Source organism: Neoalteromonas arenosi (genome assembly GCF_030362855.1).
Classification (GTDB): Bacteria; Pseudomonadota; Gammaproteobacteria; order Enterobacterales; family Alteromonadaceae; genus Alteromonas_E; species Alteromonas_E arenosi.
The window spans coordinates 106332-132203 of record NZ_JAUCBP010000012.1 but is presented as its reverse complement, the minus strand read 5'-3'; the positions used below and the strand labels follow the sequence as shown (position 1 = coordinate 132203).

At 46.1% G+C, this 25872-nt stretch carries 22 protein-coding genes; 6 read left to right on the top strand and 16 right to left on the bottom strand.

Features of this window, described 5'->3' with window-relative positions:
- Positions 1-5: 5 nt before the first annotated feature.
- The 3 genes from QTP81_RS14255 to QTP81_RS14245 are packed head-to-tail and all read right to left on the bottom strand — an operon-like array spanning position 6 to position 2672.
- The gene (locus QTP81_RS14255; RefSeq protein WP_289366417.1) at positions 6-530 is read right to left on the bottom strand and encodes a MotA/TolQ/ExbB proton channel family protein; all 525 of its coding nucleotides are present in this window, start codon (positions 528-530) and stop codon (positions 6-8) included.
- Positions 531-532: 2 nt separating this feature from the next.
- Complete coding sequence (locus QTP81_RS14250) at positions 533-1906, bottom strand: MotA/TolQ/ExbB proton channel family protein (protein WP_289366416.1); 1374 nt, start codon at positions 1904-1906, stop codon at positions 533-535.
- Between the two features lie 13 nt (positions 1907-1919).
- Entirely contained in the window at positions 1920-2672 is a 753-nt protein-coding gene (locus QTP81_RS14245; protein ID WP_289366715.1) for a DUF3450 domain-containing protein, read from the bottom strand.
- Between the two features lie 211 nt (positions 2673-2883).
- On the opposite strand from QTP81_RS14245, the gene QTP81_RS14240 reads away from it, so the two are divergent.
- A complete protein-coding gene (locus QTP81_RS14240) occupies positions 2884-3354 on the top strand; it encodes a DUF3015 family protein (protein WP_289366415.1) in 471 nt (156 codons plus the stop codon).
- 72 nt (positions 3355-3426) lie between these two features.
- On the top strand, positions 3427-5241 hold the full coding sequence (locus QTP81_RS14235) for an Lnb N-terminal periplasmic domain-containing protein (RefSeq protein WP_289366414.1): 1815 nt from the start codon (positions 3427-3429) through the stop codon (positions 5239-5241).
- A gap of 13 nt (positions 5242-5254) precedes the next feature.
- Here the strand turns inward: QTP81_RS14235 and QTP81_RS14230 are convergent, their stop codons facing one another.
- The 6 genes from QTP81_RS14230 to phoB form a co-directional block, all read right to left on the bottom strand.
- Positions 5255-6670: a hypothetical protein gene (locus tag QTP81_RS14230; protein ID WP_289366413.1), complete on the bottom strand. Its 1416-nt coding sequence runs from the start codon at positions 6668-6670 to the stop codon at positions 5255-5257.
- A 144-nt stretch (positions 6671-6814) separates the two neighbouring features.
- Positions 6815-9478, bottom strand: a complete 2664-nt coding sequence (locus QTP81_RS14225) for a TonB-dependent receptor domain-containing protein (RefSeq protein WP_289366412.1) — start codon at positions 9476-9478, stop codon at positions 6815-6817.
- A gap of 85 nt (positions 9479-9563) precedes the next feature.
- Positions 9564-12323 carry a beta-helix domain-containing protein gene (locus tag QTP81_RS14220; RefSeq protein WP_289366411.1) on the bottom strand — a complete coding sequence of 920 codons (2760 nt, stop codon included), beginning with the start codon at positions 12321-12323 and terminating at the stop codon, positions 9564-9566.
- Between the two features lie 189 nt (positions 12324-12512).
- Positions 12513-13460 (bottom strand): PstS family phosphate ABC transporter substrate-binding protein, encoded by a 948-nt coding sequence (locus QTP81_RS14215; protein ID WP_289366713.1) that lies wholly within the window; start codon positions 13458-13460, stop codon positions 12513-12515.
- A complete protein-coding gene (gene phoR / locus QTP81_RS14210) occupies positions 13460-14773 on the bottom strand; it encodes a phosphate regulon sensor histidine kinase PhoR (RefSeq protein ID WP_289366409.1) in 1314 nt (437 codons plus the stop codon). Before phoR ends, QTP81_RS14215 begins: the two co-directional genes overlap by 1 nt.
- Before the next feature lie 33 nt (positions 14774-14806).
- The gene (phoB, locus tag QTP81_RS14205) at positions 14807-15496 is read right to left on the bottom strand and encodes a phosphate regulon transcriptional regulator PhoB (RefSeq protein ID WP_289366711.1); all 690 of its coding nucleotides are present in this window, start codon (positions 15494-15496) and stop codon (positions 14807-14809) included.
- Positions 15497-15691: 195 nt separating this feature from the next.
- Between phoB and QTP81_RS14200 the strand changes: the two genes are divergently transcribed.
- Together QTP81_RS14200 and rdgC are read left to right on the top strand one after the other, a co-directional pair.
- Positions 15692-17416, top strand: coding sequence for a sensor histidine kinase (locus tag QTP81_RS14200; protein WP_289366407.1), 1725 nt, complete (start codon positions 15692-15694; stop codon positions 17414-17416).
- A gap of 91 nt (positions 17417-17507) precedes the next feature.
- Positions 17508-18422 (top strand): recombination-associated protein RdgC, encoded by a 915-nt coding sequence (gene rdgC, locus QTP81_RS14195; RefSeq protein ID WP_289366406.1) that lies wholly within the window; start codon positions 17508-17510, stop codon positions 18420-18422.
- 31 nt (positions 18423-18453) lie between these two features.
- Here rdgC and QTP81_RS14190 read toward each other — a convergent pair whose 3' ends face one another.
- Both QTP81_RS14190 and QTP81_RS14185 read right to left on the bottom strand, forming a co-directional pair.
- Positions 18454-19290, bottom strand: coding sequence for an HDOD domain-containing protein (locus QTP81_RS14190; protein WP_289366405.1), 837 nt, complete (start codon positions 19288-19290; stop codon positions 18454-18456).
- A gap of 125 nt (positions 19291-19415) precedes the next feature.
- Positions 19416-21032 (bottom strand): tetratricopeptide repeat-containing sulfotransferase family protein, encoded by a 1617-nt coding sequence (locus tag QTP81_RS14185; protein WP_289366404.1) that lies wholly within the window; start codon positions 21030-21032, stop codon positions 19416-19418.
- A gap of 208 nt (positions 21033-21240) precedes the next feature.
- Between QTP81_RS14185 and QTP81_RS14180 the strand changes: the two genes are divergently transcribed.
- Entirely contained in the window at positions 21241-21975 is a 735-nt protein-coding gene (locus QTP81_RS14180) for a hypothetical protein (protein ID WP_289366403.1), read from the top strand.
- A gap of 7 nt (positions 21976-21982) precedes the next feature.
- Here QTP81_RS14180 and QTP81_RS14175 read toward each other — a convergent pair whose 3' ends face one another.
- The 4 genes from QTP81_RS14175 to folB are packed head-to-tail and all read right to left on the bottom strand — an operon-like array spanning position 21983 to position 24036.
- A complete protein-coding gene (locus tag QTP81_RS14175) occupies positions 21983-22351 on the bottom strand; it encodes a histidine triad nucleotide-binding protein (RefSeq protein ID WP_289366402.1) in 369 nt (122 codons plus the stop codon).
- Positions 22352-22376: 25 nt separating this feature from the next.
- The gene (locus QTP81_RS14170) at positions 22377-23177 is read right to left on the bottom strand and encodes an undecaprenyl-diphosphate phosphatase (RefSeq protein WP_289366401.1); all 801 of its coding nucleotides are present in this window, start codon (positions 23175-23177) and stop codon (positions 22377-22379) included.
- 8 nt (positions 23178-23185) lie between these two features.
- Entirely contained in the window at positions 23186-23686 is a 501-nt protein-coding gene (gene folK / locus QTP81_RS14165) for a 2-amino-4-hydroxy-6-hydroxymethyldihydropteridine diphosphokinase (protein ID WP_289366399.1), read from the bottom strand.
- A complete protein-coding gene (gene folB, locus QTP81_RS14160; protein ID WP_289366398.1) occupies positions 23683-24036 on the bottom strand; it encodes a dihydroneopterin aldolase in 354 nt (117 codons plus the stop codon). The genes folK and folB overlap by 4 nt, the downstream gene beginning before the upstream one ends.
- 119 nt (positions 24037-24155) lie before the next feature.
- On the opposite strand from folB, the gene plsY reads away from it, so the two are divergent.
- Positions 24156-24758, top strand: coding sequence for a glycerol-3-phosphate 1-O-acyltransferase PlsY (gene plsY / locus QTP81_RS14155; protein WP_289366709.1), 603 nt, complete (start codon positions 24156-24158; stop codon positions 24756-24758).
- A gap of 3 nt (positions 24759-24761) precedes the next feature.
- Here plsY and tsaD read toward each other — a convergent pair whose 3' ends face one another.
- Positions 24762-25781 carry a tRNA (adenosine(37)-N6)-threonylcarbamoyltransferase complex transferase subunit TsaD gene (gene tsaD / locus QTP81_RS14150; RefSeq protein WP_289366397.1) on the bottom strand — a complete coding sequence of 340 codons (1020 nt, stop codon included), beginning with the start codon at positions 25779-25781 and terminating at the stop codon, positions 24762-24764.
- Positions 25782-25872: the final 91 nt, after the last annotated feature.

Below are 25872 nucleotides of genomic sequence, written 5' to 3'. Positions count from 1 at the left end.
GCCCGTTACACCGGACGCTGCATCTCCAATATATCTTCGATATGCATTCGTTCTGTTTTTACCTTACGCGTTAACCACGTTGAAGCAAAAACGCCTGACAGTGCGCCAACCATGCCCGCCATAGTTGGGATAGTTGCTTGTGACACACCGGCCGCCATAGAGCGGGCGTTGCCGCCGCCCGAAATAGACATTACGTCGAACACTTGAATCATACCGGTAACGGTCCCTAGTAATCCGAGTAACGGACACAAAGCTACCATTGCCTGAATAATTGGGATGCTGAATTTTAATTGCAGACTCGCTCGCGATACCATCGCTTGGCGGATCTGCTCGGCATTCCAAGAAGCTTTATCTTCACGCGCATTCCATGCTTCAACTAAAGACTTAACCAAGGCTTTATGACCGGTGAAGAAATAAAACACCCGCTCAAGGATCAGTAGCCACATGAAAAATATTAACCACGCGATGGCTGTTAAAACCCAGCCACCGGTTTCGAGAAAGTCGCGTAACGCTTCAAATAACTCGATCATGATTAAGCTCGCTCGGCGCGTTCAGCTCTCTCTGCAATAACACCAGCCGCTTGTTCTTGCAGGATGCTCACAATATTTTTGCTTTGCGTGTTAAGCAAGGCGTATAACAGTGACGTCGGGATTGCGACAACCAGACCCAATACCGTGGTAATCAATGCCGACGAAATACCACCCGCCATGATTTTCGGGTCACCGGCACCGAATAAGGTGATTTGCTGGAAAGTCACAATCATACCGGTTACCGTACCCAATAGACCGCCTAATGGCGCTACTACTGAAATCATTTTAACTAACACTAAGAAACGACTTAACTTAGGTACTTCACCCAAAATAGCTTCGGTCAGATGCAGTTCAAGTGCTTCAGTATCAGCATTTGGGTACTTGTCACGCACTTGCATCACACGGCCAAGCGGGTTGTTGTCACTAAATGTGTCAGATTTGAGCTGACGCTTAACTTTTGCGCTAATCATCATCAATGCGAAGAAGCGCCAGATGGCCACTACAATACCAACGATACCGACGGCAATAATGATGTAACCTACCAGCTCACCTTGGTGAATACGCTCTTCTAAGTTAGGAGCTTGAACCAATAGACGCAGGATTGAACCACGCGAAGGATCTAAGCCAAAGGCTACCGCTTCACCGTTAGAATTTTCCAAGTCGACAATACTCGCCAAGAAACGGTCAGCAGGCTGACGCAACAACTCAGACACTGTGCCTGTAGTACTGTTGTAGTCTAGGTACTTACCATCGGCAACCAATGCAAAGGTACCTACGCGAGTCACTTCTTTATTGACTTTAGTGCCGTCAGCTTCAACGACATCGACGTTAAATTTAGTGACTTTACCGCCTTCAGTCATTTCGCGTTGAATTTCGTACCAAACCTGCTCAATCTCTTCGATTGACGCGAGTTTCGAACTGTTACCCATTTGCTGTGCTAGCTCTTCTAAGAACTCACCACGACCTGGGATTTGCGCAGAAACAATTGAGGTATTGAATTTCGTTTTGGTGTCACCGGCAGAGTTCTGCAACGCACCAAATAATTCTTTCAATGAGCCTAAACGGTTGTCCAATGCACCGCGTAGATCGGCAATTTTAAATTCGTTTTCTTCGAATTGTGTTTCTAGACGTTCAGACGTACCCAACTCAGCATCGCGTTGTGCAACTGTCTCGCGTAAAATGCGGTCTTGCTCAGCACGGCGCTGCATAAAATCACGCTCACGCGCTTCGTTTTGCTGACTCTGCGCAAACTTACCTTGCTCTAACTGCTCGAGTAAAGCGTCGAGGTCAAGGGCACGCTCACCTTGTGCAAGTGAGGCGGTAGCCGTGAATGAGAGAACGACTGCCAGAGAAATATTTTTAACTAACTTTTTCATGGATCTCACACTCTTAATCGGTAATTGCTACAGGCAACATCATGACTTCTGGAGCCATTTGTTGTTTGGCGATACGCAAACCTTTGGCAATTTGACTGCTGTAGCTTGACGGTAATTCTTCCCACTGACGAGTCTGTTGATTCCAGCGACCTTGATAGCTGCCATCGCGCGATTGATAAAGCAGCACAGTACGGCCGATCCGCAAAAACTGAACGTCGCGTTCCTGACCATCAATAGTGTGTAAACCTGAGTAGGCTTCAACATCGTTGCCGTAGTTCATCTCAACTTCATACGCTTCCATCAAGCGACGAAACTTCTCTGATGGTGCAACATCTGCGCGATCCATCATGTCTTTCAAGTCGGCGATACGTTTTGCGCGCTCTTCTGGTAAAAACGGTACATCGAGTGCCACAAACTGCTCAAGACCTTCGATCATGCGTAGCATGAGTGGGGTAATTTGACGCTCGATAACACTCACTTCATCAATTGCGGCATTGAGGTCAGCCATTTCTTGCTCTTGGCTATCAATCTGACGTTGCAATTGAGTGTTGTATACTTGCAAGCCTTCGATCTCTTTATTAAGCGTTTTAAACTGCTGCAGTTTGTCGTCAATTTGATCGGTAATTTGATTGATACGCTGTTGTGAATCAGCCGCTGACTCATTTGTCTCTTGAGCAACTTCGACAACAGGTTGTAATGTCTGATCTTCTTGAGCGAATAATGGTTGCATAGTTAAAGCACTCACCATTAGTGCGCTAGGAAGCATGTGTTTGAACGTCATACGCGCATTTCCTACATAAACAAAAAGTCGGAATATCCGACTATTTAAATTTGCGGGCAGTATGCAGAAACACTGTGACAGTTTTATTACACTTTTGTCATTTAAGGGCAGCAAACCCAGTAATCAATGCTTGTCTTAAAATGCTGACGGTGGCACTCTTGAAGTGCGAGGACTAAAAGTATTTTGAGGAAATAAAATGAAAAAAATAATCGCAAGTATCGCTGTTGCACTGACGTTTAGTTTTGCTGCATCTGCGCAAGAAGTAAAAGTAAACCCTTGGCAAGACTGTGGTATCGGGGCAATGATTTTCCCTGACAACGGTGTAGCTGCTGCTATCTCTAATGTTATCTGGGATTTAGGTACTACCGCTGTAACATCTGCTTCTGCTTCTGAAGACAGCTGTAACAGCACTCGTGTCCAAACAGCTCAGTTCATCAATGAAACCTATAATAACTTGGAAGATGAGCTAGTTCGAGGTGAAGGCGTACACATCACTGCAATGCTAAACCTTATGAGCTGCGATGCTGCATCTCATGCTGAAACTTCTGCTACCATCCGTTCAGAGTTTGCCGACCAACTATTAGGTTCAGCTGACCAAACAACTGTAAAAGCCGAGCGTCTTTTCAACATCGCTGAAACTGCAACTGCAAATTGTTCAGCTAGCTAAGTTACCTTTTCCTCGCGCATATCCATAAAGGGCAGTTCCGCTGCCCTTTCTATCTGAATTGTAGGACATTCAATGGCCAAACTTTTCACAACCCTGATATTTGGCATTTTCATTGTAACCCAACCGGCATTGGCCATTGGACCCGACGAACAATGGTTGCGCTTGTTACACTTTGACCCAGAGGCACAAAAGAGTGAGATTGAAAACCCATCGTTTTTTATCGATCCGCAAGGTCAGATAGACCCTAATGTAGAACTCACGGCAACGTTGCGAGCGTTTCGCACACAACAACGTACAACAAACAGCAACGAGTTATTATTGTGTAAGTATCCTGCGCGCGCCATGTATTTGCGTCAGCTTTATCAGGATATTCCTGACCCTCTGCAAACTTGTCCGGCGCTGGTTCAATGGCTAGGTGATACACAAAATTTATCGATTAGTGTGGTCTATGCCGATGGCTACCTTGGAAACCCTGCGTCTTTCTACGGCCATTTGCTATTCAAGCTAAACAATGGTGAAGGTCGCGATCTACTTACAAACAGTCTCAATTTTGGCGCCCGTGTTCCCGACAATGAAAACCCGGTTGTCTATATTTTGCGGGGACTAACTGGGGGTTACGTTGCAGAATACAGTTCTAACCATTACTACCGCTATAACCTGAACTATGCTGAAGTTGAGATGCGCGACTTGTGGGACTATCGCCTCAACCTCAGCAACAGCGAAGCATTGTTGGTTGCCGCTCACGCATGGGAAATGCTCTTTACCGAGTACACTTATTATTTTACCCATCGCAATTGTGCGTATCACATTGCCAAGCTACTCGAAGTTGTAATCGCTGAGCGCTTAGTTGCCAACAGTGATCCTTTTGTTCTACCTATCAGTGTATTTTCGGCACTTGCAGACGCCACCACCAGCACAGGTGAAACAGCCATTGCTGAGATCAATCGCACCCCCTCACGGCAAGCGCGTTTCAGACATCAATTTAATCAACTATCACACGACGAGCAGCAACAGTTACGGGCGATTCTGAGCGGCGAAAATACGGCTGTGGACTTTGGGACACTAAGTGAAGAGCAGCAAATCAGGCTCATCGATGTCGGCTTGGAATATTTAAACTTTATCATCACACTAGAGCCTCAAAACGTGCACGCAAGCAGATTAAAAACTGAGCTACAACGTTCGCGGATCAAGCTGCCACCCCGCTTGATAGATTGGGGCACAGAAGACAAATCGCTGCCGCATACTAGCCATCATCCAACAACCGTTAGAGCAAGTTTGGGTTACAGCGACGAACAAGATGCATTTGCCACCTTAATGTTAAGACCGGCTTTCTACGATTTACTCTCGTCGGGTGGCGGAATATTACCTAACTCAGCACTGTCTATGTTGGCCACCGAAATACGCTTGCAACGCGACGAAATCGCGTTGTCGTCGCTGGAATTGTTAAACATTGAGACATTAACACTTGGAGCAACCGGTTTACCCGGTGACCGCGGGTATTCATGGCGCCTGACCTTGGGTAATGACCGCAACTATGTGAATGGCGTTGTCCCTAGCAATGAATTCTTTGTTGAGTCTGGCTTGGGCAAGGCTGCTCAATGGGGTAACTGGGTATGGTTGGCGCAAGTCGATGGGCGGGCACAAACACCGAATGCCGCAGGCGAGCGTTACTACCTTACGCCAAAAGTTTCTGCCCTATATGAGAACGGCGAATTTAAAGCCGTATGCGAGTTCACCTATCCAATAGCCGTCGACAGCTCTAATCAAAGGCGATTGAGAACCATGTGCGAAGCAAAACTCACCGGTGATCGCGATTATGACATGCGGCTAAAAATAGATAATCAGTTTTCAACTGAGGTTAGCTTAAGCATGTCGCTGTATTTCTAAGACAGGGAATTCACTACTGGTTTGTAGTCCAGAGATTTTGATGCTTTTTGTCAGCAAAAAAATCATGCGGCTCCCAATACTGCGGCACTAAGTTCTCGACATTGCTTTGCGCGCCGTCGCTGCTGAGACTGCTGACCAGCTCTTGCAGGCGTGCTTTGTCTATGCGTTGTATTTTTTTAGTATTCGACAAGAAATACAAATTGTGGTCGCGAGAGATAACCGTGTTTTTGCCAGAGACAATAAAATTCAGATTGCGCGATACCGTTCGCACTCTTGGCTCAGCAGGATTTTCCGGAAAAAGGCGATTCACAATCGCGTACTCATAACCGTCTTTAATATTGCCTTGCATGTCAGTAGCGATATAGGTAATGCCAAAGCCCTGCGGGAAATAACCAACCATATGCAAGAAGTTTGTCGCGATGCGCTTGTTTAATTGTCCTTTCTCGATCAACGATTTTATCACCATATATGCCTTAGGCAGGTCTTTACGCGAATAATCAGACTTTGTAGAAAGCACAAATGACGCATATATTTGCGGGATCTTGATGAGATCTCCCACATGATTCTTAAGGATGGTCGCGTCTTGAATCACTTCGAGAGCAAAGTTTAAGGCTTGCTTTTCAGCATGGCTTGGCGCGGTGCTTTCATCCTCTGAAGAAGACGTGTCGGTTGGTAAACCAATACCATTTTTCACGTAAAACAAGCTGTGCTGCAAATTGAGTTTTAACAATTGCTTTCTTTCGTCTTCCGCAAGTAAGCGAAATTCATCTTTATTTTGCTCTGGCCCCAACAACACAGATTGTGCGTCGGGGTGATAAAGACCAATGTCTTGTAACAATGCGGCTTTAATTAGCGGGATAGCAATTTCTCGCTGCCACTTGGCGCGCCAATATGCATTGCCGGAGAAGCGCGTCGAACTCTGCTGATGAACTTGTAAATAGCTATGTTTGACGTTGCCTTCTTTAAAAAGGGCGTCAGCTAAACGCAGTGATAATACGGCCTTGTAGATGGGTTTTAGTTTTTTATGTTGGCGGGCAAATTTGCCTTGATTGCCTGCTGTGATCAATAGCAAAGTACCGAGAAGCTTAGCACTTGCCGTATGCGTTTCTGATTCAGAATCGCCCTCGCTCAACGCTAACAGCTGCAACGCAAATTGCTCGATCCGATGGACTCTTACGCTGCGCGCCGTTTCAATAGCGCGCTCAAGGTTCTGCAGTGCCTGGCTGACAAAGGTTTTTTCATCCTCAGTGTCAGCTGAATCTAACGCCTCAAGCAGTGATTTTTTGTGACTCAGTTGCTCACGGTATTGAGCAAAGAACTCCATGGCATCTGTGACTACACTTGGTATATCACCTTTTTCGTTATAAAAACTGCTAATTAGCTCGCGCACCTGCGATGTGTACAGAGTATCGGTAGTGCTAACAGGCAATTCGCATTCCTCTGGGTTAAAGATAAGAGCAAACAGTATAGGCAGGATGTTATCGGGATACTACTTTTACACGATGAAATGAATATTTCAGGCAAAAAAAAAGCCGACGCATAAGGCATCGGCTTTTTTATGGGACTCGATTAATTAGAATTCGTACTTGTACGACAAGCTAAAGCCGACACCTTTAGTTTCAGACTGGAAGGTCAAACCTTCAAATTCTAACTCTCGCGATTCATCTAAGATGTTCTGTAGCTTGAATGTCACCGTGGTATTGAAGTCTGGATAGTACTTATAAACCATGTCCAATGAATGGAAAGGCTGTTCAAAGTTATCATCGAAGAAATCGATACCTGGAATAATAATGCGCTCACCGAACACGTTATAGACCAACGACGCGGAGTGCTCACCATTATCGGAGTCATAACCCAACTGCATGTTAACCACATACTCTGAGTGACCAGTTAGCCGACGTTTAGTATTCGTGATCGCGGCAGAAACGCCGGTTTGCTCTTCAATCGCGACTGGGTCTAAGCTGATTTCAGAATCACTTAAGGTCACGTTACCGCTTAAGAACATATTGTCCCAAATACCATCACCAATCACTTCAAGGCCTTGTAAGAACTCAACCTCAACACCGAATAGCTCCCCTGTTTCAGCATTCGCAATACGAATCAATGGCGGACCATCCTGCGCAGGTGATTGTACCGACTCAATCGGGTCAGTCATGTCTTTGTAAAACAAGCCTACCGATAGGTTGTTGCCTGCTTCGCGATACCATTCCCAACGAATATCGTAGTTCTTTACTGACGTCGTGCGTACTCCCGGTGTACCCGCAATTGGATTATCCGTTAGTGGATCCAAATAGGTTGCTGGTGACACTTCCCGCAAGTCAGGGCGAACGACGGTTTCACTGAAGCTAGCACGGACTTGCATGTTCTGGTCAACAAAGTAGGTCAATGCCAAGGCTGGATAAAACGCATCCTCGGTAAAGGCTAGCTGACTTCGATCAGCACCATCGATAATGTCGATTTGGTTAGTGCGCGGATCAAAAGGTACAACGGCCTGACGGAAATCTTCATAGCGCACACCACCACTGATCCGCCACTTATTGTCATAAAACAAATCGGCCTCAAAGTAGTATGCATCAATTTTTTGACCGGCAACGTAATCATCACCCGCAATTGTAGTATCACGAATGATTGGCTGGTTGGTAAATTCGGCAACCGCTAAGACGTCGTCACTAACAATGTCAGAGAATCGAAAGCCTTGCAGTAAGCTTGAATCAGCAAATGCTCGCGTATTGATGTCAAAACGGCGGTTATCAGCAGTACGTGACTTGGTAATAAAATCAGCACCGGCTTTAAACTCCATCTCCCACTTGCCCTCATACACAGGTAAGTTGAAGTTATAACCGTAGTTTTCAACGCGGTCTTGCAATGCCTGGAAGGAGTAGCGCGCAGCTGTTGGGGCATTACTTAAACTACTTTCATTTTGCACATCAAAGATGCCGTCTTCGTTCGCGTCTTCCAATATAAAACGCGATGAAAAGTTACCTGGTGCGTCACGATTCGAACGACCCAGTGAGTACTTCCAATCGAAGCCCATAAACATAAGCTCGGGGAAGGTATGTACACCGCGCAGTTGATTAGTATACAACTGACGTTCTTCGTAAATCACTTCGATGTCGCGTACACGCTGATTTTCAGCCGCAGAAACGTTGGCAGTTTCACCAAACTTTTCACGCATCTCATCACGCGTATCGTTCAATGCAACTAGAGTGTAATCAATACGATGGTTGCGTTTGTAGTCGATACCGACGTTCAGCAAGCTAGACCACTTGACAGATTTTTCGGTGGCTTGCACTTCATCGAAGAAGCGAATAAAACGAATCTCGTCACCGTTTCGGCTCTGCTGTTCGCCCAAAAACTGTTCAGATACTTGCGTACTGTTGTCGTAACCCGCAGTTAACAAGAAGCCGTAACGAAGATCATCGTTGTAGTCAAAACTATTACCCAGTGACAGGTTAAAACTGGCATCTGGATCAACACTGTCTAGCACAGGATCGTAGTTGCGCTGTACATCGCGAAACAGGTTCAATGCCGTGGCTTGATCAAGATTATCTAAAAAGTCACGTGCTTCCCAACGATTGGCAATACTGGCAGGTGCTGCACGGAAACCGTCGTCTTGACCTTCCCAATCATTACTTCCACCGCTGTATTGAATGGCGTCATCGAAGTTCTCGCTGTTACCACCAATACTACCTCCCACATTGAAAATAAAATCAGTTGGGATGGTTTTTAAGCGAATATCGACGTTACCACCACCGAATGACGCCGGCATAGATGGCGAGAAAGCCTTCTGTACCGATAGTGATTCAATGATATCAGACGGGAATAAATCGAGAGGAATTACGTTACGCGTTGGATCCGGCGATGGAACTGAAGCCCCATTTAACTGGGTGCTTGAGTAACGCTCACCTAAACCACGCACGTAAATAAACTTGCCGTCAACCAGGGTCAAACCGGTTACACGACGAAGCGCTGACGCCGCATCGCCATCACCGGTACGAGAGATTTGCTCTGCACCAAGGATATCTGCAACGAACGCTTGATTCTTACGCTCTTCCAATACGGCTGTTGCAGTACCTTTTAGACGAGTACCGGTCGAAACAACCTCTTCAATGACCTGATCTTCATCTTGCGCTGCCGTTTGCGCTTGGGCAACAAACGCGGCGGGTTGCAACAACAGACCCGTAGCAATCGCTAGAGTTAAGCGATTTAACGGAAAACGTTCTGCTGGTTTGCTCATTATTAACCTCATATAAAAGCGTTATTATAGATACAGCGCATCAATGGATGCGCTGCACTGTCACTAAAGTTGTTAATAACAAACCTTACTCAAGACCTACAGTCCAATCAGCTGTCCAGTTAGCGTCAGCTTTAACGCCACCAACAAAGTCAGCGTTATCGAAGAACGTATCGCCAGAGAAGTCTTTTGGCGTTGCACCGCTGATGCTAAAGATACCGTCAAGTACCACTGCTCCATTGGCTTCAACAGAATTACCCGCTTGAACGTTCAAGAACCAGTCTTCCAAATCAACATCGCTGTCACCGAACTTGAAGTTTTCGCCGTTTTCACAAGCGATAACTGAGTTAGTGAAGGTTGTTGTGCCGTCACCTAGGTTAGCTTGTGATTCAGCAGAACCTTCGATTTCAAAACACTCACCCATGCTCGCAGGACCAGTGATGATGAAGTTAGCTAGCTGTGCACCAGTACCTTCACGTAGGTAAACACCTTCTGAATCATCTTCACCGTCAAAGTTGTTACCGATAATAGTGACGTTAGCAATTGAAGGGTTAGACTGTGGCTCAATCGCAGGGTTAGAACCATCGTTATCCGCTTCGATAGCACGGTTTGCATCAGAGTCATCAGTCGCTTGCTTAATTACAACGTATTGAATGCGACCTTGGAAACCATTGTCCCAATCGATGCTATCGTCTTGAACGTCTGTTAATACTAAGTATTTAACGTCAACGTTTCCGCCGAAGAACTCAACACCGTCATCTGCGTTTTTGTGAACTTGTAGATACTCAACGGTAGTACCAGAACCCACACCACCGAAGGTAACACCGTTTAGTTCGTTGTCCGGTGCGATTTCAAAACCACCGTGCATAACACGTACATAGCGCAATGTACCTGAGCTATCGTCTGTTGCGTTACCACCAAATACTGCACCTTCCTGTACACCTTCTACTTGTAGTGAACAGTCACCCGTTGCCGGACATTTGTTTGATGGTGCGTTACCCAAGATAACCATACCACCCCATTGGCCCGCTTCTCCGCCATTACCAAGTACGTCATCGCGTGAAGTGAAGGTAATGGGTGCAGCTGCAGAGCCGTTAGCATTGATTTCTGAACCACGGCTAATCACTAAGTAATCGTTACCCGAAGCGCCGTATACTGTTACGCCAGCATCAACGGTCAATGTTGCGCTGTCAGTGTTGTCACCACCCACGAATACTGCACCTGAAAGTGCGTATAAGTTACCCGCAGTCAAACGAAGATCAGATGTGATACGACCAGAAACCTGACAAGTAGTCGTTGAACCATCTACAGGGGCAATTGACGTTGTACCCGCCGGGCAACCTGATTCAGTCACCACGACACCAACTTCGCCACCGCCGAAACCAAATGCCCAGCCTTGACGCCAGTCGTTGCCGTTGTCTAATGCACCAATGAAATCAGTCGCTTCAAAGAAACCATCAACTTGAGATGCATCAGTACCTGCACCTAAAAGCGGGCTTTCTGCAGTGGGTGTACCATCGTTGTTCAAGCCAACAGACTCTGAAACAAAGTTGTTAGATTGCGTGTTTAAGAACCAGTCTTCTAAATCAACTGCTCCATTAGCAGTGTCTGCTTTGAAGTTTTCGCCATTTGCACAAGCGATTACTGAGTTGCTGATAGTAATTGTGCCGTCGCCAAGGTTAGCTTGTGATTCCGTTGAATTTTCAACTTCGAAACACTCACCCATGCCATCAGGGCCAGTTACAAGCATGTTGTAGATTTGTGCTCCCGTGCCTTCGCGCAGGTAAACACCTTCTGAATCGTCTTCACCGTCGAAGTTGTTACCAATAATGGTAAGGTTTGCAATCATTGGATTCGACTGTGGCTCGATATCAGGTACTGAACCATCATTATCGGCTTCGATACCGCGGTTAGCGTCGCCAGAAGCGCGATCTTGTTCTACATACACATACTGCATCTTACCTTGGAAACCGTTGTCCCAATCGATGCTATCGTCTTGGATACCAGTCAACACTAAGTGTTTAACATTTACGTTACCGCCGAAGAATTCTACGCCGTCATCTGCGTTGGCGTGGACTTGTAAGTAGTCAACTTCTGTACCTGAACCGACACCGCCGAACGTGATACCATTTAGCTCATTATCTGGTGCTACTTCAAAGCCCGCATATTTAACCACTAAATAGTTAAGAATACCTGAGTTATCAGTTTCGTCAGTACCACCGAATACCGCACCTTCTTGTACACCTTCAACCTGAAGTGAACACTCACCGGTTACTGGACATTTGTTTGATGGTGCGTTACCCAAGATAACCATTCCGCCCCATTGACCTGCGCCAACTTCGTCACCAAGTACGTCTGCAAAAGACGTCATAATCACTGGAGCATTAGCGGTACCCATGGCTTCGATTTGTGAGCCACGGCTTACCACTAAGTAATCACTACCCGTACGACCAAAGAGTATCGTGCCCTCTTCAATTTCTAGTACTGTGCTGTCTTCGTTGTCACCACCCACAAATACAGGACCTTCAAGCGCCCATACCGTGTCGTTAGTTAAGGTAACTTTCCCGTTTGTGGCGTCTGCGTCGGTCAAACGACCGGTGAGTACGCGTACTGCAACGTCTCGACCGAATGCTGCTGAAACTTCATTGCTTAAGAATGTGCTAGCTTCGCCTGGCGCAGTGTCATCTGGCGTTGGTGTAGGCGTAGGATCAGGTGCATTGTTATTAGTAGTATTATTTACGACGCTGTTATCGATATCGCCTTCGCTGATGTTGATATCACCACCACAACCGGCTAAAACAAGTGCCGTAGCGATTGCTGAGGCTTTAAAAAAGTGCTTGGCTTGCATTCTTAACTCCAATACGAGAATCAGTTTAGTTTTAAAAAACGCCGAAAGATTACTGGAGCTAAGTGACACATTTGTTACAGGGCGTAATTGTCACAAAAGTTTAATAAAAGGCGCTCGTTATGCGTCTCGTTGTCACGTTTTGTGAAGCACAAGTAGAGACTTACAAGTATTTAAGAGAGGGTTTTACGCCTATTGGATAACTTTCAACTGTCGTTCAATCACGTCCGCTGAAACCGGGAAATAGCCATCGCGACTGACTAATTGTTGCCCCTCGGCTGACAATATAAAACGCAAGAATTCGCGTTGTAAAGTTGGTAGTGACTCACCCGGTGCTTTGTTGATCATAATGTACAAAAAACGTGTGAACGGATATTGCCTGGAGCGAACACTTTCGCCGGTTAGCGCTACAGCAGTGTCTAACGTAGTTCCAATAGCCAACGCCTTAACACCGGCAATTTTGTGGCCATAGGCTGCATAACCTATTGCGCCATTGGTTGAAGCAATGGACATGACCACAGATGATGAGCCCGGTTGCTCATTCACTGTGGAGCGAAAGTCCCCTTCACACAGTGCCATTTCTTTAAACAAACCATAAGTTCCCGATACGGAATTTCGCCCATACATTCGAATACCGTATTCGCCGCCTAGGTAATTAACATCCAGTTGTGACCAATTATCGATCGGGTGACGCGCTCCACAAAACTGGGTCGCTGAGAAAATCGCGTCGACTTGTTGTAATGTCAGTGCATTAATTGGGTTTTTGCGATCGACAAAAATGGCAATAGCGTCTACAGCGACCAACAACATTGTAGGCTCGTAACCATGACGGCGCTGAAAGGCAGCGACTTCACTACTTTTCAATCCGCGGCTCATCGGCCCAATAGTCGCGGTACCCTCGGTTAATGCCGGAGGCGCAGTAGATGATCCTGATGCTTGGATTTGAATTTTCACATGCGGGTAATAAGTTTTGAACTGTTGTGACCATAAGGCTAATAGGTTAGCGAGGGTATCTGACCCTACCGAAGTTATGCTGCCGTCAACGCCAGGATATCGATCATAGGTTGGCAAGGCTTGCTCAGGTTCAGCAAACACAGCCGTCGCCCATAGGATAAGAACTCCCGAAACTAGCAATCGCATCATTCCGTTACAACCTCCGGCTGTTTTATCAGCTCGGCTGAAAGTACGAATGCAAATTCACTGCCTTCGCCGACCACACTGGTGATATCTAAATTAGAGTTATGGTGGTTGAGTACGTGTTTGACTATTGATAACCCCAACCCTGAGCCACCGGTTTTACGCGAACGCGCTTTGTCCACGCGATAAAAACGCTCAGTAAGTCGATTCAAATGCTTTTCCTCAATACCATCGCCGTTATCGCGCACCGCAAAGCGCACCCCGTCTTTGTGACGCTGCCAATACACATCAATAGTGCCGTTGTTAGGCGTGTAGTTGATAGCATTAAACACCAAGTTTGAACATGCACTGCGCAGCTCAGTTTCAACCCCGAAAACCTCAATATCAGTATCGATGTGATAGTTGATCGTATGACCATGGTTTTGATTCAGCGTTGCAGCCTCAACTTTAATCGTGTTAAGCATTGCTGGGATATCTACGGTGTTCTCGTAAATCCGTTCAGCACTCGATTCAATCCGCGACAGAACCAGCAAGTCCTCAATCAAGTTGCGCATCCGCAGTGTTTGTGAAGCCATTTCTTTGAGCGCTTTGGATGTAAGCGGATCGCTTTGCGGATCGTTGGGCAATAGTTCTAAATAACCGTTGATAACGGTTAGCGGCGTGCGCAACTCATGGGATACATTAGCGACAAAATCTCTGCGCATATCTTCAAGTTGCGACACCCGAGTAACGTCGCGAGCAATCAGTAGCAGATGATCTTCGCCATAGCGCATAATCCGGTATTCAAAGGTTTTGCGTACATTGGCCGGCGACGGTACTTCGATGGGATAGCGATAGTTACCGGCATGGAAATACTCGATAAATTTGGGGTGGCGGATCAAGTTGTCTAAGCGTCGACCTGCATCATCTGGCCAGCGCAGGCCTAAATCGATGCGCGCCAAGCGGTTACACCAAACAATTTTGGCTTGTTCATCAACCACTACAGCCGCATCGGGGAGGGCTTCGGAGCCTTCGCGGAAGCGTTTTACCAGCTCGCCTAATTCTTTGCGCTTTTTGCGGTTGCGGCGCGATAGATGATATATCCCTTCATAAATGTGCTCCCATATGCCAATGGCAGTAGGCGGCGACATCTTTTTACTGTGCCATAACCATTTATTCAGTTTGTACAGCTGCCAGTAATGCCAGCCCAACAGCCCCAGAGCACCAATAGCCAAGGTGTTAATCAGCGCATCGAGATACCAGCCGAAGACTGCGAATACAAATAGATAGAAAATGACAATCCCGACACTTTTTAACCACGAAAATGGATAGTACACAAAGGCCTCACAATGTGATGGACGGCTTGCCTATTATAGCTTGGCTGAAAAGCGGTAACCAGCGCCGCGCACGGTTTGGATCATCGCATCGTGACCAAACTCGCCAATCGCTTTGCGTAGACGGCGGATATGCACATCGACGGTACGGTCTTCAACGTAAACATTGGTGCCCCAAACGTTATCCAACAATTGTTCGCGACTATACACGCGCTCCGGGTGTGACATAAAGAAGTGGAGCAGTTTAAATTCGGTAGGTCCCATATCCAGCGGGCTATCATTTGCCGTGACTCGATGTGAGATTGGTTCTAGTACTAGCCCATTAAACTCAATCGGCTCTTCCTTTGATGTTGGTGTGACGCGGCGCATTACCGCTTTGATCCGTGCGACTAATTCCTTCGGTGAGAACGGCTTGGTGATGTAGTCATCAGCGCCTGCATCCAGTCCACGGATCTTGTCATCTTCTTCACCTCGGGCTGTTAACATGATCACTGGAATGTCGCGAGTAAACTCGTGTTGCTTAAGGTTTTTGGCTAGCTGCACCCCACTGCCACCTGGAAGCATCCAATCGAGTAAAATTAAATCCGGATAAGGTTCTTTAATTTTGTCTTGGGCAATATCAAAATCTTCTGCTTCCTCAATATTAAAACCAGCTTGCTCTAACACTAGCTTTAACATTTCCCTGATTGGCGCTTCATCCTCAACTAGCAGTACTGTGCGTGACATTTTCTTCGCTCTGTTCATAAAAACGCCGCTATTATTGTTGTGCTATGTGACACTTTTATTAAATTGAATCAAACACTGTGTCAAGCACAAGCCGAAATTGAATATGGCAAACGTACTCACAAACCTTGTTTATTTAGCCATTTGTGCATATTCTTCAGGTACTCGTATTGATTGTTGCAGAGTATAAGGGACAACATGGCGCTAGGCTCACCCAGCCTTTCGAAAAAACTACTTACCCGAGTTTTTTCGGTCTATTTCGTATTGACGTTAATCGTGACGGTTACGCAGATCATTGCGGAATATGCGAGCACCAAGCAACAAATCGAGAGCGAGCTGCAAACTTTACAAAACACCTTTAGCATTAGTCTGACACGCGCAATTTGGGAACTTAATACGCCCCAAGCCATCTCTATTGCACAAGGACTGATGGAGTTGCCGATTGTTGAAGGCGTACAAATTCGCGATGAAGCCGGTACCTACGTTGTTGATTTGGGTTCTACCGCTCCACAAGTAGCTGCGGCAGTCGGCCTCGAAGGTTTTCGCAATCACCCCGGTGGACTATTCGGATATAGCTTCCCATTAGTATTTGAGTTTTCTGGTCGCCAGTCGCAAGTTGGTGATGTGACGTTGTATTCGAGCTTCGAAATCATTTTTGGTCGTATTGAAGTCGGGATTTTCTTTTTGATCGGAAATGCATTTGTCAAAACCGCATTTTTAATCTTTCTGTTTTTAACCGCCTTCCGAAAAATGCTATCGGCGCCTTTAGGCTCTCTTACCGAGCAAATGCAGAACTTCGATCCGAATAATCTAGATGACAGCAAAATCGATATTCAGGTAGACGATAATAACGAACTGAAGCTATTGCAATTGTCTTATAACCAAGTAATCGACGACTTGATTGCATCCCAAGAGCAATTGAGTCAAGCCCAAGCCGATCTTACCAAAGCGAACCGCAAACTCGACGACCAAAACTTATTGCTGGAACAAGAGGTCGCGAAAAAAACGGCTGCAATGAGTCAAATTATGCTTGATCTTGAGGCGCAAAAAGATGAATTACTCGGCAAGCAGTTGTCTTTGCGTCAAGAAATCGATAATCGTCAGTTCGTAGAGCAAGAGTTACGTAAACGCAATGACGAATTAGCGAGCTCAATGGAAACGCTTCAGGCGGCACAAAACCAACTAATCGAATCTGAGCGAATGGCATCATTGGGCGGTTTAGTTGCCGGTATTGCTCATGATGTGAACACACCACTAGGTGTTGGCGTTACTGCTGCGAGCTTCTTACAAGAACGGATAAAAACGCTGCAAGAGGCATTTGAAGATAAGTCCATTACACAGTCGCAAATGAGTAACTTTATCAATGAAGCAACGCAGACTTCTCAGTTGCTGATGAACAACTTAAATCGCGCGTCTGAACTGATCGCCAGCTTTAAGCAAGTAGCGGTGGATCAAACCAGTGAAGCAGAGCGCATGATTAATCTCGCTCGCTACTTAAACGAAATAATTCAATCGCTAAAACCCAGTTTTAAACATGCGCATCACGAAATTAATGTTAATTGTGACCCATCGTTGGAGGTGTTGTGTGCACCTGGTGCAATAGCTCAAATTGTCACTAACTTAGTTATGAATTCGGTGATGCACGGCTTTGAGCACAAGGTTAATGGTAAAATCAATATCGATGTCAAAACGGACGAAGATATAATCGAGATGATCTATACCGACGATGGGGTTGGCCTGTTACCCGAACATCTAGAAAGCCTATTTGACGCCTTCTTCACGACCAAGCGAGCCAAAGGTGGTAGCGGTTTAGGCACACATATTGTTTACAATTTGGTGACTCAAACATTGAATGGCCAGATTCATGCTGATTCTAAGCCTGGTCACGGTTTGCGTTATACCATCCGCTTCCCACGCCGCTAATTGTAGTAGCAATTTTTTCGCGGTTTTCGTCCCTCGTAAGCGCCAAACATGTTACCCTGCGCGCCCGTAAAAATTTGTGTATTGTTGTTCTATGTGGTTTAAAAATCTTAAAGTCTATGCATTAACCTCACCTGTTAGTCTCGAACCAGAAGCGCTCGAATCGGCGCTCGCTGAATATGCCTTTCGCCCTTGCGGTTCACAGGAAACTGCCACGATGGGATTTGAAGCGCCTTTCGCAGGTGCAGGGATGCGCGGCGCAGTGGCGTTAAGCCACGCAGTTAACGGCAATTATTGGATATGTCTTAAAAAGCAGGAACGCTTATTACCCGCCGCAGTTGTCAATGCTGAGCTTGCAGAAAAAGTTGCAGAAATAGAAGCACAAACAGGAAGCCCTGTTGGCAAAAAAGCTCAGACTGATTTGCGTCAGGAAATCCAAACTCGCTTGTTGCCACAGGCATTTACCAAAAACAGCTATATTCACGGGTTTATCTCAACCCAGCACGATCTAGTTATCGTGAATGCCAGTGCAGACGGCCAAGCGGAAGCTTTTCTTGCTCACGTGCGTAAAGCTATTTCCTCATTACCCGTAGTACCGCTAATTCGAAGCAGTTTGCAAGGCGAGTTGACTCATTGGTTAAGCAGCAAGCCACCCGCAAACTTCGAAGTCCTTGAAGAAGCAGAGCTAAAGTCAATCAATGAAGATGCTGCAATTATTCGCTGTAAGAACCAGGACCTATCGAGTGATGAAATCAAACACCATATCGACGCGGGTAAACTAGTACAAAAACTGGCAATTGAGTGGGATGAACGTATTAATTGTGTATTACAGGAAGATGGCTCGATAAAACGGGTCAAATTTACCGATGTCGTTAAAGAGCAAAATGCCGATATTCCAAAAGACGAAATTGCGGCTAAGCTGGATGCAGACTTTGCATTAATGTCAGGTGAGGTAATAGCGCTTATCAGTGCCTTAAAAGAAGCGTTTAACGTAGAGTTGGACAACTAAAAAAGGCGACTTTAGTCGCCTTTTTTATGCATTATGCAAATATCAGTTTGCCGTTATCACGCATTTCTTTGAATTCGTCACTATCCAGTTCATGGATATCAGTTAATGCACCGCGCTGAATAGCCAAATTCATCACGGCATCTTTCTGGCTCTCCATCTGGCCACTCACCGCGGCTCCAACACGGACGAAGTCTAAATAGCTCAACTGTGGTGGGAGTACACTTAAATCACGCCAGCTCTCCGATACTTCGGTAAACTCTTTCGAGAACCCCCATGCAGTCATGATGTTAGCCCCAACCTTACCGGCCATCTTATCGATCGCATCCTCCAGAAAAGTAGGGTTAGCGAAGACTTCCGAATGACGCTCAGCTTCGGTTAATATTGGTAAAACCCCAATTTTCGCGACCAAACCAGCCAAAGTCATTGAATCCAGGGACAGGTCGCGTTTTTTGGTCCGCTTAATATAAATTTGTAGTACTGCCATGGCATTAGCTACAACATCCACTGTCTTTTCCCATTCGCGCTTCATATAGTCAGCAACCAATGCGTTTTTTGAAACAAACAGTTGCTCCATCGCCAATGCTGTTGAAATATTCTTAATCTGTCTCAAACCAATTCGGGTTACAGCTTGGTTAACCGAGCTGACTTTGACACTGCGGCTCATATAAGCGCTGTTGGAAATTTTTATCATCCGCGCGCTTAATGACGGATCTTGACCAATCACATCAGCCATTTCATTGAGATTGATATCCGGATCGTCGGCAGCCTTGCGCACTTTCAATGCAATAGCAGGTAGCGTGGGTAATACGAGTGTATCGTTATTAATCTTTTCCGTTAAGATAGTCAGCAGTGCGTTCTGTGTTGACATGTTTTCGCCTTATGGTAACGCTTTGATACAAGTTTATTTCATCCTGAGTATAGCGTAACTGATTCCTCCTGACAGTCAATTCCGCATGTGCGAACACTCCTGATCTCAATCAATAATTTCTTGTTTCAGCGCGCGTACCCCCAATAGTCACTCCAGCGTTGTAGCGCAGCATATGCATTGGTGTTTTCAATTACATCCGCATAGCGTTGGTATTTCTTTTGCGAGCTGGTATACAACGGTTGAATCACTTGTTTGGCACTGGGTGTATTGATCGCCCTTCCACGCGCAGTTGTTTGATAATCGAGCATGGCATCTTGCCATTCAATGTCTAAAAATCTTGCTAAGGCTTTCGACTCAGAATCTAAATCTGCAACAACGTCTTCATACCTAATTTTGTGTACTTGCAATGGCAGCTTGCTCAGCACTGTATCAGCATAGCGCATGACCAGATCATAATAACGCGCGGCCCCTTCTATTGTTAGCATTTCATACATGGCGCGATTCATTTGAAAACGCTGCTGGAAACAGCTTATTACGCTATCGCGGGGTTCACGTAGCGCAAAAATCACTTTTGCATGGGGGAAGACACAGTAGATGTGAGCCAACATCACCAAGTTTAAGGGAAGCTTGTCTATAACTATGGTGGCGCTCTCAACGCCGGGTTGTCGATCAATAATCTGCCAATACTGTTGTTGTAGATCTTTGCGTTGTGCATCGGTTAAGTTAAATAGCGCATCAAGCTTGTCACTGTGCCAATCGTATGTCTGATAGAGAAACGCTAGATTTTCTTTTTCCTCCAACACACATATATCCGAATGTGACGATAAAACTTGGTCGAGGAGCGTGGTACCTGAACGCGGGAAACCAACCAGAAATACCGGCTGTCGCAATGATGATTGACCGTCACCTGAAACTTCTTCTCGAGGTTCAATGTGCTCGATATAACGCAGCATACTCTGCACTTGGGTAGGAGCATAAATGCTTTCAGCGCCTTGATAGTCATGTTGATAGATTTGCTGTAAGGCCTGATTAGCTTGTGTGAACCTTGCAAAAGCTGTTGAGAATTCCCCCTGCTTTTCGTCCGCCTGTGCGACTAAACCTACTGCCACTGAAAAGTTAATGGTCGATAACTGACCGCTTTCAATCAGTGGCAGCAATAAGTGTTTCACTTTAGCCCACTGCTTATGTCGAACGGCTATATTAGCCAACGTCAGATGCGCCAAAAAATTATTGCTATCAGTTGCTATTACACGCCGACTAATACTCTCTGCTTCGGCCAAGCGATGCGACTGTTCGAGTAAATCAGCTAGACTGGTCTGTGCCGTCAAAAACTGCGGTGCAGCAATGATAACCTCTCGCAATAAGCGCTCAGCCTCGTCAAAGTGATACTCACTTTTATATAAATTCGCGAGATTATATGCGGCGTGATAATAGTTCGGGTCGACAGTTATTGCTTGTTGAAAATACTCTTGTGCGGCTTCGAAGTCATCCATGTTCTTGGCCGCCAATCCGGCAAAATTCAATAAATGAACATGATTCGGATTAGCACTCAAACCCTGGCGATAAAGCTTCAGCGCATCGGCGTATAAACCTTGTTGCGCGCTAACATTCCCCAGTATTTGTAAGCTATTGGGCTCGTTTGGTAATTTTGCGAGTACCTGAGCTGCCAGTGATGAGGCGGTATGAGTGTCACCGTGTTGCAGTGCGTAAACGGCTTTCCCGAGAAGCGTACGTATATCCAAAGAAAAATCCTAAATCAATGTTCACCGGCTGTTGCCTTGTAAAATGAGGCAGAATAGCGGAACACGGTAACTCGATGCAATAAAAGACATGCCCTAACAAAAGACAAATTGTTGTCAGTGGTCATTTGGAATTGGTAATAAAGTGGGCTAATTTTAGCCTAGGTCACATATTGAACAATTAAAATTAGCGCTTTTAGGGAGACACGTTGTGGTCAATAGAGCCTCGCTCGGCAAATTCATTTTCGGTTTAGTGCTGATTATTACACTACCTGGTGTGTCTGCCACTGCACAGAACATTACGGTAGGTTTTATAGAGCGACCACCGAGTATCTTTCAAACCGCTGGTGGCGATATGCGCGGCAGTTGGGGCCGCAAACTAGAACGCGTGTTACAGGATGCTGGCATTTACGCAGACTTTTCCGCAACTATGCCAGAGGATATTGAGTTCTATGTTGAAAATACCGATTTAGACGCGTTAATTATCACCAATACGCTATTGGACAAAGATCTTCCTGGCTATATTTTTTCCGATGAGCCGCTATTTTACTTAACGTTTTATGCCTACCACCTCAACCATACAACGGCGCTTAATTCATTCACTGATCTGACCGATGCAACTGTTGTTGTGCCAATCTCACCAGAAAAAATCGAAGGTCCTTTACACAGCTTAATCAATACGCCGAGTAACAGCATTGAGGTCGTCGCGATTGAGACTGAGTTTGAGCAATTAATCCGCTATGTCCGCGAAGGTAAAGCTGATTACGGTATTAGTTACTTCAATCCAGACAATGTTGCGATGTTATTTTCACAAAGAACTAACCGCCGTAGTATAATTGCCAGCGAATTATTTCGAATGCCCCTATATTTTGTGCTGCGCGCGCAAGTAGATAATGCGGCGTCGTTGATGGATAGTGTCAACCGCAGTATCGCCGCCCATCGATAGCGCAACATCACTCCAAGGCTTTGGGCGCACTAGTATAAGGCGGCCAGCCGAGAGGCTTGCCACCTAACACGTGTAAATGAATGTGGTAAACCGTTTGTCCACCAAATTCATTGCAATTCATAACTGTCCGAAATCCTTCGTCAGCTATTCCCCTCTGCTCAGCGATATGAGCCGCTACCCAATATAAATGGCCAACGACTTCTCGATCATCCATACCAATGTCATTTACAGTCGCTATACGACGTTTTGGAATTACTAAAAAGTGTACCGGTGCCTGCGGGTTAATATCACTGAAGGCAAGGGCTAGCTCGTCTTCGTAGAGAATGTCGGCAGGAATACTGCGATCAATAATCTTGTCGAATATAGTTTCGCTCATTGAGTTCACTCCGTTAGCCTATTAGTTAGGCAAAAACAAACCACAAAAGAATGGCGCCGAGGATCAATCGATAGATCACAAATGGCAACATTCCGATGCGGGCGATCCAGCTCAAAAATAAATAAATACACAAATAAGCGCTGACAAAAGAAAATGCTGCGCCGTAAAACAAAGCGGTCCAATCCACAGCATCTGCCGCTTTTAGCAAATCTAAGGTTGATAACAAGCCCGCCCCCAAAATGGCAGGTATTGACAATAAAAACGAAAAGCGCGCTGCGCTTTCGCGATCAAACCCTAACATCAGACTTGCTGTCATCGTTATGCCTGAACGTGAGGTTCCTGGAATTAGTGCCAATATCTGCGCTAAACCAATGATCACAGCCTGGCCCACGCGCATTTGAGCCATTTTTTTTGTTAGTTTAGCCGTTGCGTCAGCGTACCACAGTAATAAACCAAAACTTATGGTCGTGATTGCCATTACTAACGCGGTGCGCGCGTTCAGTTCAATCCAATCCTTGAGGAGGAAGCCGACTAAAATAATCGGTAGGGTACCCACCACTACCCACCACGCCAATCGACTGTTATCGGTTTGTTGTGCGGTAAACCCGTGGCGGAAAAAGTCAACTGTCATATCAGTCACCTCGCGGCGCAGATAGATCAAGACCGCAAGCAAACTGCCGACGTGTACCGCAACATCAAAGGCTAACCCCTGAGTGCGCCACCCCAACAATTCTGCGGGTAAGAGCAGGTGTGCTGAGCTGGAAATTGGTAAGAACTCAGTGATCCCCTGAATAATTGCAAGAATTATGATTTCAAAAATCGTCATTGAGCTATCTAACTCCAAATAAATTTAATCGGCCAAAGGTTTTGCAGGCTTTTATCGTAAGACTGCCACAAATCGGCATAGGTTTTTTTCGTCGTTGGATGAACTTGGTCTGGAACCAACTCGGCCAAGGGTTGCAATACAAAAGCATTGTATGTGATTTCATCGCGCGGTAACACAACGGGCTCGGCCGTTACTTCTTGGTCATAGGTGAGCAAGTCTAGATCAAGTGTTCGCGGGGCGAATTTTTTTTCTGCTGACACGCGTCCATTTTCGCGTTCAATACTTTTCAGTGTTTGACAGACCTGCGCTATCGACATGTCGGTGTGGGCACTGGCGACTAAATTGTAAAAAGCAGTTCCAGTGAAACCTACAGCCTCACTCTCATACACAGAAGATAATTCAACGTCAGAGAAATAATGCTGCAATGCCGCAACGCCGGCACGCGTGTGCAGCTCGCGTTCAATATTGGAGCCTAAACTGATTAAAATATGATGTCGCTGCTGACTCATTGCCGCACTCGCACTAATCGAACGGCGACGCGTCGAGCATTGGATAATATGTTGGGTTTCTCAACCGTGACGTCTACTTGAGTAATGCGTTTGTACGCCATTAACGTATCACATATGGCACTCGCAAACGCCTCGAGTAATTCACATTGACTCTGTTTAGCTAGTTCGACCAGCTCATCACTGAGTTTCGCGTAGTCTAAGGTATCGTTTACATCGTCCGAATGACACGCTGCCGAGACGTCAGCGGTAATGACTAGATCAACTATCAGTGTTTGTGGCTGCGTTCGCTCCCAGTCGTACACACCAATAATGGTAGGTAACTGCAACCCTTGAATAATAATTTGTTCCATTGGCTCACATTAGTCTCGAATACTGCTTACTCAGTGAAAATGAGCAAGTTCGCCTTTGCTAAACTCGAGTGTTTCTTGTTAATGTGGCGACAGTTTACCGTGAACCACGCGATGATGACATGGCTGCGCTAATAATTTTAATGTTTTTCACAGCTTACTTGTTCGGCTCGTTATCGAGTGCAGTGCTAGTTTGTCGACTTTTTCGGTTACCCGACCCCCGTCACACTGGCTCAGGTAACCCGGGTGCAACGAATGTGTACCGCATTGGTGGTCGGATGCCCGCGGTTTTGGTACTTATCATTGATATCCTTAAAGGCACTATTCCCACCTATTTAGCCTACTGGTTAGGCATTGAGCCTGTCTACCTCGGCGTAATCGCAATTGGTGCCTGCCTAGGCCATATATTCCCATTATTTTTTAGCTTTCAAGGCGGTAAGGCAGTCGCAACAGCGTTTGGCGCCATGTTACCTATCGGTTTGGATTTGGCAGGGCTACTAATCGTTACGTGGATAGTTGTGGTATTAGCCAGCGGCTATTCGTCACTTGGAGCGATAGTAGCGGTCAGTTTGGCACCGCTGTTTACCTACCTAATAAAACCCATCTATACGTTACCTGTGGCTATGCTCACTTTACTCATTGTGTTCCGCCATCACGAAAACATCGTCCGCTTATGGCATCGCGAAGAAAGTAAAATATGGCAAAAAGGCAAGGCGCGCGAGTAACGATTAAAGCTCGATTGCGGCAAGGGTATCCAATGGCCAACGTGGCATTGCGCGACAATCTGCCGATGTTGTTTCACCTGCTAATAATCGTTGCGCGCCAGCATAGGCAATCATTGCGCCGTTGTCAGTACAAAACGCAAGATCAGGATAATATACTTCGCCTCCCATACTCGCCATGAGCCTCTTCATTTGCGCACGCAAGTAGATGTTTGCACTCACTCCCCCAGCAATAACCAAGCGTTTTCCCTGAGTGTGTTTAAGCGCCCGTTTACACTTTATAATCAAGGTGTCGACTACCGCTTCCTGAAAAGCAAAGGCAATATTCGCTTGTGTTTGTTGACTGTTGTCAGCGGCGCGAATGGTATTTGCGGCGAATGTTTTAAGGCCGCTGAAACTAAAGTCCATGCCGGGTCTGTCAGTCATGGGCCGCGGGAATTGATAATGTCCGGCTTCCCCTTGCTCAGCTAGCTTGGCTAAAAGAGGTCCGCCCGGATAGTCCAAGCCCAACAGTTTGGCAGTTTTATCAAACGCTTCACCGGCGGCGTCATCGATTGACTCGCCCAGGACTTCGTAATCGCCAATCGCCTTGACGTTCACCAACATGCTATGCCCTCCCGATACCAGCAGTGCGACAAACGGAAACTCAGGCTGCTTCGCTTCTAACATCGGAGCAAGTAAGTGTCCTTCCATATGGTGCACACCGATCATCGGCACATTCCACGCCAGTGATAAGCTTTTAGCGACTGACAAGCCAACTAATAACGCGCCGACCAAACCCGGACCGCGCGTAACGGCAATGCCGTCAATATCCTTGGCGGTAAGCTTGGCCGCCTGCAAAGCGTCTTCAATTAAGGGTAAAATCTTGCGTACGTGGTCGCGTGACGCGAGTTCAGGTACAACACCGCCATAGTCAGCATGAAGCTTGATCTGACTATACAAACAGTGGGCCAATAAACCCGCTTCTGTATCGTATATTGCAATGCCCGTTTCATCGCATGAGGTTTCAATACCTAAGACCCGCATATTCGTTTGCAATTACCCTGTAGTGAAAAATACCGGCGTAGTTTAGCGGTTTGCGAGTTTTTAGCAATTACGACTTTACTTCTGCGCCAGA